This window comes from Stutzerimonas frequens, assembly GCF_024448335.1.
Classification (GTDB): Bacteria; Pseudomonadota; Gammaproteobacteria; order Pseudomonadales; family Pseudomonadaceae; genus Stutzerimonas; species Stutzerimonas frequens.
This window is the reverse complement of sequence record NZ_JAMOHM010000009.1, coordinates 101166-115443: the sequence shown is the minus strand read 5'-3', so window position 1 is coordinate 115443 and position 14278 is coordinate 101166. Positions and strand designations below refer to the sequence as shown.

Sequence of the window (14278 nt, the reverse complement as noted above, 5' to 3'; positions counted from 1 at the left end):
ATCCGCATTACATGTCGCGTCAGTCTCTAGAACTGGCCCAGCCACCTCGCGTGTTGGCTTCGGCTATTGGTGTTGCCCTAACCGCTTTCTCCGCCCCCTCCATCGCCCAGTCCGCGCCGGATATCACCGCTGCGCGCGGCGAGGCGCCAGTTGCGCTCGACGAAGTGACCGTGATCGGTGAGCAGGAGCAAAGCTATAAAGCCGATGCCTCCGCTTCGAAGAAGTACACCGCGCCGCTGCGCGAGACACCCAAGTCGGTCACCGTGATCACCGACCAGGTGATCCGTGACACCGGTTCGCTGACGCTGGTCGATGCCTTGCGCACCACCTCCGGCATCACCTTCGGTGCGGGCGAGGGCGGTAACCCGGCGGGCGACCGGCCGATCATTCGCGGCTTCAACGCCGAGAGCGACACCTTCATCGATGGCCTGCGCGACGTGGGTTCGCAGACCCGCGAGATCTTCAACGTCGAAAGCATCGAGGTGAGCAAAGGACCGGGTTCCGCCTACACCGGTGCCGGCTCCACCGGCGGCAGCCTGAACCTGATCAGCAAGACCGCCAAGCAGTACGACTTCGGCGACGCCAGTGTCACCCTCGGCTCGGACCAGACCCGCCGCTACACGCTGGACGTCAACCGCGTGCTGGGTGACAACGTCGCCGGCCGTCTGAACCTGATGAAGCACGAGGCCAACGTCGCCGGCCGCGATGGCGTTGACGTCAGCCGCTGGGGCGTGGCGCCGACCATCACCTTCGGCTTCGATACGCCGACCCGGGCGACGCTGTCCTACTACCATCTGGAAACCGATGACATGCCGGATTACGGCATTCCGCTGACAGTGGCCACACCGAGCAATCCGCGCCGCGAGCCGGTGAGCGTGGATCGCGATAACTTCTACGGGCTGGAGAGCCGCGACTTCCGCGAGAGCACCACGGATGCCGGCACGATTCGCCTGGAGCACGACCTGAACGAGAACCTGACCGTCTCCAACACCACGCGAATCGCCCGTACCACACTGGATTACATCGTCACCAACCCGGACGATTCGCGCGGCAACGTGCCCAACGGGCTGGTTTCGCGAGCAGCCAAGAGCCGCAACTCCAATACCCAGAGCTGGGTCAACCAGACTGACCTGACCGCGCGCTTCGATACCGGCGGCATCGAGCACACCCTGGTGACGGGCGTGGAAATCAGCGATGTTGGCGTGCACAACCGCCCATATGTCGTGACACAAGGGGTCGATGGTCGGGGTTGCTCGGCTGCCTCGCTGGCGTCTGGTGACTGCACCAGCCTGTACAACCCGAGTCCCAAGGATGCCTGGACAGGCAGCATTGCGCGTAGCACGGCGACGACCGATACCGACACCGAAACGCTGGCGGCCTATGTATTCGATACGCTGAAGTTCAACGAGCAATGGTCGCTGAACATGGGCCTGCGCTACGACGACTACGAAACGGAGCAGAAGGCCGTATCCACCGATGGTGTGATAACCCGTCCGGAAAACAAGAGCCACTTCTGGAACTATCAGCTGGGTCTGGTCTTCAATCCGTTGCCCAATGGCAGCATCTATGCGGCCTGGTCGACCTCCAGCAATCCGTCCGGCGAGACCGGTGGCGAAGGCTCCGATGCACTCAGCGTGAACAACGAGGTTCTCGATCCGGAGCGCAATCGCAACTACGAGATCGGCACCAAGTGGGACTTCTTCGATGAGCGTCTGGGCCTGACTGCCGCGCTGTTCCGCACCGAGAAGACCAATGCACGTGTGACCAACGCCAGCGGCTTCCAGGAAAGCATCGGTGAAACCCAGGTCGACGGCCTGGAACTGGGCGCCACCGGCCAGATCACCCGTAACTGGCAGGTGTTCGCCAGCTATACCTATCTGGACGCCGAGCTGGTCAAGTCCGGGGCCGCCAACATCGGTACGCGCGCGGCGCCGGTGTACGTGGAAGGGCTTTACGACGGTAACGAGGTACCCAGCACGCCGAAGCACAGCTTCAGCTTCTGGAACACCTACAACCTGACCCAGGACCTGACCATCGGTGGCGGTGCGACTTACGTCGACTCCCGCTTCGGCGATGCGGCCAACAACATCGAGGTGCCTGAGTACTGGCGCTACGATGCGATGGCCGCCTATCGCGTCAGCAAGAACCTGGACCTGCAGCTGAACGTGCAGAACCTGACCGACAAGCGCTACTTCGATCAGGTCTACGGCAGCCACTATGCCCATGTCGCAGCCGGTCGGACCGCGTTGCTGAGCACCAATTTCCACTTCTGATCCCGCTGTGAAACGACAAAGGCCGCTCTTCGAAGCGGCCTTTGTCGTTAAGGGGCGTCAGTACAGGTCGCGGCGATAGCGCCCCTGTTCGCTCAGCTGTTCCAGTCGCGCCTGGCCGAGCAGGCCGAGCAGGATCTGCTGCACTTCCTGGCCCATGCCTTCCAGGCTGCCACAGACATAGATCGCCGCGCCCTGATCGACCCAGTGGCGCAGGTCGTCGGCCGCATCCCGCAGGACGTGCTGCACATAGCGCTTCTCCGGCTGGTCGCGGGAGAACGCCAGGTCCAGCCGCTGCAGATGGCCGCTTTCACGCCACTGTGCCAATTCTTCGTGGAAGAGATAGTCATGCGCCGCGTTGCGCTCGCCGAATAGCAGCCAGTTGCGCGAGCCCTGATGTGCGGCACGTTCGCGCAAGTGCGCACGCAGTCCGGCGATCCCCGTGCCGTTGCCGATCAGGATGAGTGGCGTGGCGGCGTCCGGGCCGTGGAATGCCGGGTTGCTGCGGATGCGCAGATCGATCTCTTCGCCAATGGCCGCGTAGCGGCATAACCAGCCGGAACCGAGCCCGGGCGTGCCGTCGGCGTGGGAGGCTTCGCGCACCACCAGCTGCACGGCGCCGTCCGCCGGTATCGAGGCGATCGAGTATTCGCGATGCGGCAACAGCGGCAGGGCCAGCAACGCCTCGGCGTCGAGGCCGTGCAGGTCGCCAGCGGCGGGCAAATGCCTTCTGGACAGCTGTACGGCCAGGCTCTGGCCATCGAATACCTCGTGCGGATCGAGGCCTGAATCCTGCAACAAGGCTTCAACGCGGGCGGGGGCGTGGCGCGGGCCGACCTCGACGATATCGCCCGCGCGCCATGATGCCTGCTCGCTCGGCGGCGCAAGGGTCAGCAGATGCACCGGCGCACCGGAGCTGCCGGGATTGAGGCAGTGCCGGCCGCTCAGGCGCCAGATTTGATAGGGTGCCGGCAGCCAGTCGCTGAAATTGCTGTCGCCGCTCAGGTGGGCCAGTTGATGTTGCCAGTGACGCAGCACGCCAGGATCGCCGCGATCGGCTTCCAGCCGGTCGAACAACGGCAAGCCCCCCAGCTGGCGCAGACGCTCGTCGAGACGGCGGCCGAAGGCACAGAAATCCCGGTACTGGCGATCACCGAAGGCCAGTACGGCATATTCCAGCGATTGCGCCTGGATGCCAGCGGCGGCGAGCCGCCGCTCGAAGCGGACCGCATTGTCCGGCGCCTCGCCTTCGCCATAGGTGCTGACGACAAACAGGACGCGCGGGGCCGGCCAATCATTCGGGTCCAGCGCATTGAGCGGCAGCAGCAGCGCCTGCACGCCTGCGTCGCGCAGCTGCGCTGCGCTGCGTTCGGCGAAGCCCTGTGCCTGGCCGCCCTGGCTGGCGTAGGCGACCAGCAGCTGTGCCGGGCCAGCGGCGGCCACGCGCGGGCGCAGCCGCCCACGCCAGCAGTGCAGCGAAAGCGCGAGATACAGCGCGATCACCACTGCCGCGCTGACCTCCCGCGCCGGTTGCCACCAGAGCAGGCAGGTCGCGACGGCGATACAGCTGTACAGCGGCCAGGCGCGCACGAGGGATAAGAAGGATGAGTGCAACGGAAGGCTCATCGATGAAGGGGATAAGGCAGGCCCGAGCCGTCATCACGGCGCGGGCCTTTCGGCGCGTCAGGGCGCCAGCACTTCCAGGGTTGCGCTGTAGCTGGCGCGGCGTTCGGTTGCCGGCTTGCTGACGCCCTTGTCGGTGGTCAGCTCGGCTTCCATCCAGTACATGCCCGCTTCCGGCCAGGTGATGCTGACCTTGCCGTCCTTGTCGGTTTTCGCCTTTATCTCACCGAGCTCGTCGCGGTAGCGGTTGCCACCCGGGATCACGCTGATCTCGACATCCGCGACCGGCTTGCCATCGAGCAGAAAGACGAACTCGGCGGCTTCGCCAGCGAACAGATCGTTGGGGTGGGTGACGGGCTTGAGCTCCAGGCCCTGGCCGGTCGGGGAGAGCGCGTCGGTGGAAGGCGCACCGGAGGTGACGAACACTTCCATGCGGTTGCTGGTCTGGCTGACCTTGAGCCCTTCGGCCTTCGCCGGGACGTCCTTGGCGAAGCTTTCCGCGGTGCCCATCCAACGGCGCGGCTGACCGTTTTCCTTCCAGCTGGCGAACAGGCCATTGTTGGCCACGGCCAGCTTGTAGGTGCCCTTCTGGCTCAGCTGCACATCGAAGGTGCTGCGGTAGCGGCCGATGGCGCCGTTCTGTGCCGCGACCTTGGAACCATCCGGCGCAATGATCTGCAGTTCCGGCACCGGTCGCCCGCGCATGCCCGGCGGGCCGCCTGCCGGGGCCTGGGCTGCCTCGCCGATGCCCTTGAGGCGCATCGGTACGTGTTCGAAGTAGAACAGATCGTTGGAAACGGCAGCGTCGACGGTGATCCACGGCTCTTCGCCGGAGAGCACGGTGGCCGAAGGCAGCATCCAGGCGCGGTGGGCCTGCGCCGACAGCGGCAGGCAGATGGCGAGCGCCAGGGTGGTCCATTTGATGACGGGTTTCATGGCGTGCTTCCTGTTCATGGGGTCAGCTTGAGGGTGATGGCGCCCAGCTCGCTCTTGCCCTGGGCTTGGTGTTCGGCGTTCTGCTGGGGCGGCCAGCTGAACGGCACGCGCAGCAGCTCGCGGCCGCCGACCTCTCGAGCGGCTTCGACCACCACGCGGTACTCGCCGGCCTCCAGCGTCTTGAACGGCGCCTGCTCGTCAGAGAACTTAAGGCTGTGACTGCCCACGGCACGGGTCGCACCGCTGACGCCATCGACCGGCATTTCCAGGCTGCGGCCGCTACGGCGCCACCACTGGCGCAGGTCCTTGAGCCATTTCTCGCCTTCCTTGTCCTTGAGCTTGGTGTCGTACCACACCGCCAGATTGGCGACATGGCTCTGGTCCGGGCGTTCCAGCCAGATGGCCACGTACGGGCGGTGGTACTCGGCGACATCCAGACGCGGGATTTCCACGTCCAGCTGCAGATCCGCCGCGTGCAGCGGGGCGCTGAGCAGGGCGAGGGGCAACAACAGGCGTTTACGCATGGGCAGTCCTTAATGAATGAAGAGCAGCGCCAGCAGCAGCGGTATCACCAGCCCCAGGCCTACCAGCGGCCAGGTGCTGGGCCGGTTGCCGGCGTGACGTTGCAGGAGCAGCAGGCCGGTGAGGCTGAACACCACACAGGCCACGGCGAAGAAGTCGATGAACCAGCTCCAGGCCTCGCCGGTGTGACGGCCCTTGTGCAGGTCGTTGAAGTAGGCGATCCAGCCGCGGTCGGTCGACTCGTATTCCAGTTCGCCGGTTTCGCTACTCAGGCTCAGCCAGGCGTCGCCGCCGGGGCGGGGCAGGGCGACGTAGAGCTCTCCATCGCTCCATTCGGCTTCACGTCCGGCCAGGCGGATTTCCAGGGTCTGCTCCAGCCACTCGCGCAGTTCGGTGGGAAGGCCCGACTCAGGCACTTCGGCCTGCAGGGTGGCGAGCAGAGGGGCAGGAAGCTGCGCTGCGCGGCTTTGCACCTGCGGTTTGCTTTCGATCTGGCCGGCGTGGTTGAGGGTGATGCCAGTGACCGCGAACAGCAGCATGCCAACCAGGCATAGCGCGGAGCTGATCCAGTGCCATTGGCGCAGGGTGCCGAGCCAGAAATACATGGGGGGCCTTGTCGTGCGGGAACGTGGGCGAATTCTAGGGCCACTGACGCGGTAATGCTAAAGATTTACAAACAGCATACATTCGCGTCTTTTCCGTTCCGGTGGGACGAGAAACAACAGAGCCGGGATAATCCCGGCTCATCGTATTGCCTTCAGGTCAGAAGGTCAGGTTGGCTGACAGCCAGAGGCGGCGGCCTTCTTCAAGTACACCATCCGTACTGCGACCGATCTGTGCGTAGTCGGAAACCCAATTGGCGCCATTGTTGTAGTAGGTGCCGGTAGTGAAGTCCTTGTCGAACAGGTTGTAGATCGTGGCATTGAAGGTGAGGTTTTCAGTGGCCTTGTACGAACCACCTAGGTGGAAGACCTCGTAGTCTTCAAGATCACCTGCCGCGTCCATTACCTGCTTGTTAGCCGCTGTCAAGGTCGCGTAGCGCTGGTTGAAGCGTGCGCGTTCGCCGCGGTATTCACCCTTGAACCAGAGGTTCAGCCGATCGGTTGCTTGCCAGCTCAGGCGAGCAAAAGCCATGTGCATTGGTGTATTGGTCAGCCGCGCACCTTTGTCTGCACCAGTGGTCTGCTCGCTATCGGTATAGGTGTAGTTGGCGCTCACGCTCCAGGCCGGTGCGAAAGCCCACTTGCCGGCCAGTTCGAGGCCGCGGACGCGAGCCTCGCCGATGTTGACTTCCTGCGAGAAGAACTCCTGGCGGAAGCTCGGTCCATAGCTGACACAGCCCGGCTGGTTGGGCGAGGCGGCGAAGAAGCAGTTGGGCTGGTTCGGCCCTGTATCAATCTTGTCCTCGAATTTGGTATGGAAGAGTGTGAGGTTGGCGTTGAAATTCGACAGGTTGTCGTAGTACACGCCGAATTCGGTATTGGTCGATTCTTCCGGGTCCAGATCCGGGTTGCCGAAGGAGATGTTCTGACCTTGCCCCCCGACCGAGCTGATGCCGTCATGCAGCTGGTTCAATGTCGGCGTCTTGTAGCCCTTGCTGATGCCACCTTTCAGGGTCCAGCTGTCGGACGTGTTCCATACCAGATAGGCCCGCGGGCTGATGTGGCCGCCAAAGGCCTCGTGGTCTTCATAACGAGCGCCGAGGGTGAGCGCCAGGTCGTGGCGCAGACGCCACTCATCTTCGATGAACAGCGCCCAAGACATTTGCTCGAAATCTTCTCCGGCAATGCCGTCGGTGACTTCGGCATCCCAGTACTGACCGCCCACGGTGAGGATATGACTGTCGCTTAGTGGGGCGACGAGTTTGGTATCGAACACCAGGTCGGTGGATTCCAACTCGCGGTCATCACCGCCTACTATGGCCTGGTAGGGCGCGTCGTAGGGCACACCTAGGGTGCCGGGAATGGTGCGTCCGAGCGTTTCGGTCTGGTTGTAGGTGATGCTGCTGTCCAGTGTGCCGAAGCTCAGCCGACCGGTGTGGCTGAGGGCGAACTGGTCACGCTCGAAGCGCAATTGATCCTCGTAGCCGCTGATGTTGGTCGGATCGTTTCTGGAGCAGCCAGCCACGGCGTTGCTTCCGCTGGATGCCTTGCCGTCGAGGGTGCCCAACTGACAGTTGTCATTCTCATAAACCTGGCGGCCGCGCTCAAAATCCAGAGTGAAATCGTGGTCTTCATGGGGTGTAAAGGTAAGGCGGGTGCCGATGTTGTAGTTGCGACCCCCAACAGGAGAGGCGCCGCGTTTGCTGACGGCGGAGTCGTTTTCGAAGGTCAGGTTCGACTCTTCACGGTCATAGAAACTTCCGCGAACGGCCAACCCGAGCAAGCCTTCGGCGAGCGGGCCGCTGGCATAGAGGCTGGTGCTGCTGGTGTCGCCGTAATCGCTGTCTTCCTGAAAGGTGTGGTCCAGCGTGACCGCGGCACCCCAGGTGTCTGCCACCTTTTTGGTGATGATATTGACTACACCCCCCATGGCATCCGAACCGTATAGCGTGGACATCGGGCCGCGAATCACTTCGATGCGTTCGATAGCTGACAATGGCGGCATGAAGCTGGTACGGGTTTCGTTGAAACCGTTGGGAGTGACGTTGCCAGCCGTGTTCTGGCGGCGACCATCGATCAGGATAAGCGTGTAGTCACTGGGCATGCCGCGCATGCTGATGTCCAGACCGCCAGTCTTGCCAGTGCCCTGGCGAATATCCACCCCTTCGATTTCATCCAGCGCCTGCGCAAGGTTGGCATAGCGCTTCTGCTGCAGATCTTCACGGCTGATGACGCTGATGCTGGCCGGCGCTTCGGTGATCTTCTGTTCGAAGCCTGCGGCACTGACGACCGTGTCGTTGAGCGTGACGGGCGCGTTCTGGGCCAGGGCCGTCCAGCTGCAGCCGATCAGGGCGCAGGACAGGGCGGTACGTGCGAAGGGGATAGACATACGGGCTCCTTGTAGCCGTCTCGTTGGCGCCCGCATGATAATCATTCGTAAAAGAGAATTTACGCTTTACTGCATTGGTTTCTCATTTGAGGTGTCAAATCGATCGCCAGCCCTTGCATGGCGCGGGCTGGCCATTTGTAAGCAGATATTAAAAAGTGGTCCGAATGGTCAGTTTCGATCACGGCATCTGAACTTCGATGACGCCGTCAGCGTTGATCGTGACCTGACGAGTGCCGGCTTCGATCTCTGGTACTGGAGCCGACTCCATCATGTCCATCTTCATCGCGCTGCTACGCATGACCGGCTGGAATCCGCCGCCGTTGAGGTTCAGGCTCACCAACTTGTAACCGCTGCCGCCGAGCGCTTCGGTGGCGAGCTGGGCGCGCGCCTGGAAAGCCGCTACGGCGTCCTTGAGCAGAGCATCCTCGTTCTGCTTGCGGATCGGATCCGACACGCTGAAATGCATGCCGCCCATCTTCAGATTCTTCAGCAATTCGGCGGTCAGCTTCGACAGGCTGGCGAAATCGCCGCTCTCCAGGCGAATCTCCGCACGCTCGCGCCAGCCGGTGATCTGCTGCCCCTTGTCGTCATAGACCGGATAGCTGTTGCGACTGCCCTGGCTGACGATCACATCCTTGTTCTGGCGAGCCGTCTGTATGGCCTGGTTCAGTGTGCGGGTCGTCTGTGCCGCGAGCTGGGCGGGATCACTGTGCTGTGCCTCGCTGTACAGCGTGACGTGCATGCGGTCATGAGCGACTTCGCTGCTGACCTCTGCGCGCAGGGCAACCTGGTTGTAGCGCGGCTCTTCGGCCGTGGCGTTCAGGCTGGTAAAGCTTGTGACCAGCGCCAGCAGTGCGGCACTGCGCAGTGAGTAATGGGACATGACGGTTCCTCGCTGGAGCACCCGAACGGTGCGATAGCCTCGACTCTACCTGCGCTGGCGAAAGCGTGCAGCCGTCCATGCGGCGCGTTGCCGCATTTCGGCTGGGCGGGAGGCGCCTTGGTTATACTCCGCCGAATCGTTGGAGAGCCCATGTACGCATCCGTCCCGCTGCTGTCGGCCAGCCGGCAGAATCTTCGGCTTCTTACCCTTATCCGCATCGTCGTACTGGCTGCACAGTCCGGTGCGGTCGGCGTCGCTTATGCCACTCAGCTGCTGAGCCTGCCTTGGCTGGCCCTGGGGATCACGCTTGCCGTTTCGGCCGTGCTCTGCCTGGGCACGGCGCTGCGACTGCGCGGCCCGTGGCCGGTCACCGAACTCGAGTATGCGGTGCATCTGGGCTGCGACCTGCTGATTCACAGCGCCCTGCTGTACTACTCCGGTGGCTCGACCAACCCCTTCGTCTCCTATTACCTGGTCCCGCTGACCATCGCCGCCGCCACGCTGCCCTGGCTCTATTCCATCGTGCTCTCCGGCCTTGCGCTATTGGGCTACACGCTGATGCTGGTCTGGTACGACCCGCTGGCGCTGCCGCCGTTCGAGCGCGCCACACTGCAGGTCTACGGCATGTGGCTGAGCTTCGCCCTGGCAGCGGCGCTGATCACCTTCTTTGTCGCGCGCATGGCCGAGCAGCTGCGCCGTCAGGAACAGCAGCAAGCCCAGCGCCGCGAAGAGAGCATGCGTGACCAGCAGCTGCTGGCCGTGGCGACACAGGCTGCCGGTGCCGCCCACGAGCTGGGTACGCCGCTGGCGACCATGAGCGTGCTGCTCAAGGAGTTGCGCCAGGAGTACAAGGATCCGCAGCTGAACGAGGACCTCGGCCTGTTGCAGTCGCAGGTTCAGCTCTGTAAGGAAAGCCTGCGCCAGCTGGTCCGTGCAGCCGAGGCGGACCGTCGTCAGGCAATCGTCGAGCAGACGGCGCGCGAATGGGTCGATTCGGTCCTGCAGCGCTGGCACCTGATGCGCCCGGAGGCGACCTATCGTTTCCAGTGCGTGGGGCTGGGCAGCCCGCCACGCCTGATGCCGCCGGCAGACCTCAGTCAGTCGTTGCTCAACCTGTTGAACAATGCCACCGACGCCAGCCCCGAGGACCTGGATATCCGCCTGGACTGGGACGCGCAGTGGATCAAGCTGACCATCCGCGACCATGGCGCAGGCGTTCCCCTGGCCATCGCCGAACAGATCGGTCGGCCGTTCATCACCACCAAGGGCAAGGGCTTCGGCCTAGGCCTGTTTCTCAGTCAGGCCAGCGTGACGCGCGCTGGCGGCACAGTGAAGCTCTACAATCACGAAGAAGGTGGCACACTGACCGAGTTGCGCCTGCCGCATGGTTCGGTGCGCGCCTGATCCTGATCGTGTCCAATGCGAGGAAATGCACAGATGACCGACGAATTGCAGCAAGAGGGCGAAGAACAACCTCATCTGCTGTTGGTGGATGATGACCCCACCTTCACCCGGGTAATGGCTCGCGCCATGAGCCGCCGCGGACTGCAGGTCAGCATCGCCGGTTCGGCCGAGGAAGGGCTGGCCCTGGCCAAGCAGGACATCCCCGACTATGCGGTGCTCGACCTGAAAATGGAGGGCGATTCGGGCCTGGTGCTGCTGCCCAAGTTGCTCGAACTGGACCCCGAGATGCGGGTACTGATCCTTACCGGCTACTCCAGCATCGCCACCGCGGTGGAGGCGATCAAGCGCGGCGCCTGCAACTACCTGTGCAAGCCAGCCGACGCAGACGATGTGCTGGCCGCGCTGCTTTCCCAGCATGCTGACCTGGACAGCCTGGTTCCGGAAAACCCGATGTCGGTCGACCGCCTGCAATGGGAGCACATTCAGCGCGTACTCAGTGAGCACGACGGCAACATCTCCGCGACCGCGCGTGCGCTGGGCATGCACCGTCGGACCCTGCAGCGCAAACTGCAAAAAAGACCGGTTCGGCGCTGAGCCGGAGCCGATAGCGCGAGCCGGGCGTGGCCGCCCGGCCGTTGGTAGAGGCTTGGGGGATACGCCGGTCGAGCCCTCGCGGTGTGCTTGCTTTATGCTTGCGCTTTCGTTGTTGCAGGCGCCTTCATGCTCCCCCTCATTCTGCAGACCCTGAGCGTCACCGCTCCGGTGTTCGCGATGCTCTTTCTCGGCGTTGCGCTCAATCGCCTGGGCTGGATCGACGCCGCTTTCGTGCATACCGCCTCGGCACTGGTGTTCAGGGGCACCATGCCGACGCTGCTGTTCATCTCCATCATCAAGGCCGATCTGAACGCGGCGCTGCAGCCCGCACTGCTGCTCTATTTCGTCGGGGCCACGATCGTCACCTTCGGCCTGGCCTGGAGCTGGGCTCTCTGGCGCTGCCCGGCAGCCGACCGGGGTGTATACGTGCAGGGCGCGTTCCGCGGTAACAATGGAATCGTCGGGCTCGCGCTAGCCAGCAGCCTGTACGGTGACTACGGGCTGTCCCTCGGCGGCGTGCTGGCCGGAGTGGTGATCCTCGTCTACAACAGCCTGTCCGCGGTGGTGCTGGCCATCTACAGTCCGGGCGGGCGGGTCGGAGCAAGGGACATCCTGCTCAGCATCCTGCGTAATCCCCTGATCATAGGTGTCCTGTCCGCGGTACCGTTCGCCTACTGGCAGGTCGCGTTGCCAGGCTGGCTGATGACATCCGGGCAATACTTCGCGCAGATGACGCTTCCGCTTGCGTTGATCTGCATCGGCGCGACGCTGACCCTGGACGTGTTGCGCCAGAGCAGCGGCAGCGCGCTCAGTTCGAGCCTGATGAAGATGGTCTGGCTGCCGGCGGTCGCGACACTCGGCGCCTGGGCCTTCGGCTTTCGCGGGGCCGAGCTGGGCATTCTGTTTCTCTATTTCGCCAGCCCGACCGCTGCCGCGAGCTTCGTCATGGCGCGCGCGGTCAATTCCAATCATCAGCTGGCGGCGGCCATCATCGTCATCACCACGTTGATGGCAGCCCTGAGCATCAACCTCGGGCTGTTTCTGCTGCGCTGGCTGGGCTGGATCTAGCATGGCGCCGGACGTCCTGCACCACGGTGCTGCCATCCGTCGCTAATGTGACGGATATCGGCTTTTCGCGTGTGGGTGGCGCGGTGATCGCCGTAATCGGTCATCAGGCCTCAGAAAAAAAAGCCCGTTTGCGTCAAATTGCGCCGATCGATCAACGGCTTGCCTAACAGGGGCCGTTCAGCGCTTCGGAAACTGCCATGTCCTTCTTCTTCAAACCTTCGAACCGCTCGTTGACGCGGGACGGTATACGTATTGTCAGTCCACGCCGACTACTGACCCCTGGGCTCGCATTGCTGCTGAGTCTGAGTGCTGGTGGATTCGCCAGCGGCGTCTGGGTAGGCGCAGAGCTGAGGGCACATCCAGCCGTGCAGGTGGCGGATGAAGCTGTGCTTGGCAACGAAGGACAGTTCGCCATTGCCCGCGTCGGCGAGGTCGTCGGGCGGCTGAAGTCGCTGGAGTCCGATCTGCTTGCCCTGCAGCGATTGATGGACGAGCAGCGCACGCTGCAGGCCCAGCTGTCTGCGCTCGATCCTGCGCTGCTACCGGTGCTTGTGCCGGAACGCGAGAAGCAACCGCGCAATACAGGGCAGGGTGGTGTGTTGCTTCCCCCGCTCGGCTGCTCGGCAACCAGGCTAGAGCGCCCCGGCGTGACGCTGAGCGACCTGGAGAACACTGAGGCCTCGGCGCGCTGCATGCGGATCATGCTCGATGCGCTGTTGCAGCGTGCGGCCGAGCGCAACGCCGCGTTGATGGCCATTCCCTCTCGCCGCCCGGTAGGAGAAGCTCGCCTGGGCTCCGCCTTCGGCAATCGCATCGATCCCTTCCGCAAGACGCTGGCGTTCCATTCCGGTGTGGACTTCGCCCTGAAGTCCGGTTCCGATGTCGTCGCGGCGGCGGGCGGCCGGGTGCGCTTCGCGGGTTATCGCGGCGCCTACGGCAAGCTGGTGGAAATCGATCATGGCAACCGCTTGGTGAGTCGCTATGCGCATCTGTCGCGGCTCGACGTGCAACAGGGCGAGGTGGTCACCCCGGCGCAACGCATCGGAGCGGTCGGCTCCACCGGCCGCTCCACCGGCCCGCACCTGCATTTCGAAGTGCTGCACAAGGGGCGCTTCGTCGACCCGCAACGCTTCCTGGCCTTGAACGATCTGGAGCGCGTCGGCGATGGTCTGGCTGACGACTAGACGACCCACGACTCGCGAGCTGGTCCGCGCCGAGCACCGGCCACGGGCTGCGGCGGCCGGCGGCGTCGGTCGCTGGTGCATGCTCGCACTGCTATGCGTGATCGGTGCCCTGGTTTATCTGCGTGGCCACGAGCACGCGGTCCATGCACAGCGAATCGCTGAATTGCGGCAGCAGAGCGAAGCGCTCAACGCTGCGCTCGAGCGCAGCCGGTTGCAGCGCCAGGAAACCCAGGCCACCGAAGAGCAGTTGCTAAAGCGTATTGCCACGCTGTCAGCGCAGGTCGAGCGCCTGCACACCGAGCTGGCCTTCTTCCGGCAGCAGAAAAAGGCTCGTTAACCCTTTGGAGCAAGCGATGTTCAGCAAGAAGAAACCGGTGGCTCGCGTCACCATCGACCAGTTTTCCAGCCTGATCTCCGGCAACCTGACAGTGGCGGGGGACGTGACGTTCGAAGACGGCCTGAAGGTGAGTGGCGAAGTGCGCGGCAATGTCCGTCACAAGCCGGGCTCGCACAGTCTGCTCGCGCTCAGTGCCGAAGGGCGGATCGAGGGTAATGTCAGCAGCCATGATGCGTTGATCGACGGTACCATCGTCGGCGATCTGACCGTGGAGCATCTACTTGAACTGCACTCCAACGCCCGGGTGCAGGGCAACATTCGCTATCGCCAGTTGAGCATGGAAAATGGCGCGGTGGTCGATGGAACGCTGAGTCGGATGGGGGACGAGGAAGAATCGGCGCAGGTCTTCGAGCTGCCGCGCCCGCAGCAGCGTGAAGGCTGAGCGATGAGCGCGCGGATCTGCGCG

General features: G+C 63.5%; 13 protein-coding genes. 7 read left to right on the top strand and 6 right to left on the bottom strand.

The window, feature by feature from the left end:
- The first annotated feature begins 11 nt into the window (after nt 1–11).
- The gene (locus NAO55_RS13915; protein ID WP_102840547.1) at nt 12–2273 is read left to right on the top strand and encodes a TonB-dependent receptor; all 2262 of its coding nucleotides are present in this window, start codon (nt 12–14) and stop codon (nt 2271–2273) included.
- Nucleotides 2274–2330: 57 nt separating this feature from the next.
- On the opposite strand, the gene NAO55_RS13910 is transcribed toward NAO55_RS13915, so the two are convergent.
- The 6 genes from NAO55_RS13910 to NAO55_RS13885 form a co-directional block, all read right to left on the bottom strand.
- Nucleotides 2331–3884, bottom strand: coding sequence for a sulfite reductase subunit alpha (locus tag NAO55_RS13910; RefSeq protein ID WP_102840548.1), 1554 nt, complete (start codon nt 3882–3884; stop codon nt 2331–2333).
- Between the two features lie 69 nt (nt 3885–3953).
- Nucleotides 3954–4829: a DUF4198 domain-containing protein gene (locus NAO55_RS13905; RefSeq protein ID WP_102840549.1), complete on the bottom strand. Its 876-nt coding sequence runs from the start codon at nt 4827–4829 to the stop codon at nt 3954–3956.
- 14 nt (nt 4830–4843) lie between these two features.
- A complete protein-coding gene (locus tag NAO55_RS13900; protein WP_102840550.1) occupies nt 4844–5353 on the bottom strand; it encodes a DUF2271 domain-containing protein in 510 nt (169 codons plus the stop codon).
- 9 nt (nt 5354–5362) lie between these two features.
- On the bottom strand, nt 5363–5956 hold the full coding sequence (locus tag NAO55_RS13895) for a PepSY-associated TM helix domain-containing protein (protein WP_102840551.1): 594 nt from the start codon (nt 5954–5956) through the stop codon (nt 5363–5365).
- Between the two features lie 157 nt (nt 5957–6113).
- Nucleotides 6114–8342: a TonB-dependent receptor domain-containing protein gene (locus NAO55_RS13890; RefSeq protein ID WP_102840552.1), complete on the bottom strand. Its 2229-nt coding sequence runs from the start codon at nt 8340–8342 to the stop codon at nt 6114–6116.
- A gap of 178 nt (nt 8343–8520) precedes the next feature.
- Nucleotides 8521–9225, bottom strand: a complete 705-nt coding sequence (locus NAO55_RS13885; protein WP_102840553.1) for an SIMPL domain-containing protein — start codon at nt 9223–9225, stop codon at nt 8521–8523.
- A 150-nt stretch (nt 9226–9375) separates the two neighbouring features.
- Here NAO55_RS13885 and NAO55_RS13880 point away from each other — a divergent pair, with 150 nt between their 5' ends.
- The 6 genes from NAO55_RS13880 to NAO55_RS13855 all read left to right on the top strand — a co-directional run bounded on the left by NAO55_RS13880 (nt 9376) and on the right by NAO55_RS13855 (nt 14254).
- A complete protein-coding gene (locus NAO55_RS13880) occupies nt 9376–10629 on the top strand; it encodes an ATP-binding protein (protein ID WP_102840554.1) in 1254 nt (417 codons plus the stop codon).
- 33 nt (nt 10630–10662) lie between these two features.
- Complete coding sequence (locus NAO55_RS13875; protein ID WP_014821408.1) at nt 10663–11223, top strand: response regulator transcription factor; 561 nt, start codon at nt 10663–10665, stop codon at nt 11221–11223.
- A gap of 126 nt (nt 11224–11349) precedes the next feature.
- Nucleotides 11350–12291, top strand: coding sequence for an AEC family transporter (locus NAO55_RS13870; protein ID WP_102840555.1), 942 nt, complete (start codon nt 11350–11352; stop codon nt 12289–12291).
- Between the two features lie 197 nt (nt 12292–12488).
- Nucleotides 12489–13475, top strand: a complete 987-nt coding sequence (locus NAO55_RS13865) for a M23 family metallopeptidase (RefSeq protein ID WP_102840556.1) — start codon at nt 12489–12491, stop codon at nt 13473–13475.
- Nucleotides 13456–13812, top strand: a complete 357-nt coding sequence (locus NAO55_RS13860; protein WP_102840557.1) for a hypothetical protein — start codon at nt 13456–13458, stop codon at nt 13810–13812. Before NAO55_RS13865 ends, NAO55_RS13860 begins: the two co-directional genes overlap by 20 nt.
- A gap of 16 nt (nt 13813–13828) precedes the next feature.
- Nucleotides 13829–14254 (top strand): bactofilin family protein, encoded by a 426-nt coding sequence (locus NAO55_RS13855; RefSeq protein WP_063544365.1) that lies wholly within the window; start codon nt 13829–13831, stop codon nt 14252–14254.
- Nucleotides 14255–14278: the final 24 nt, after the last annotated feature.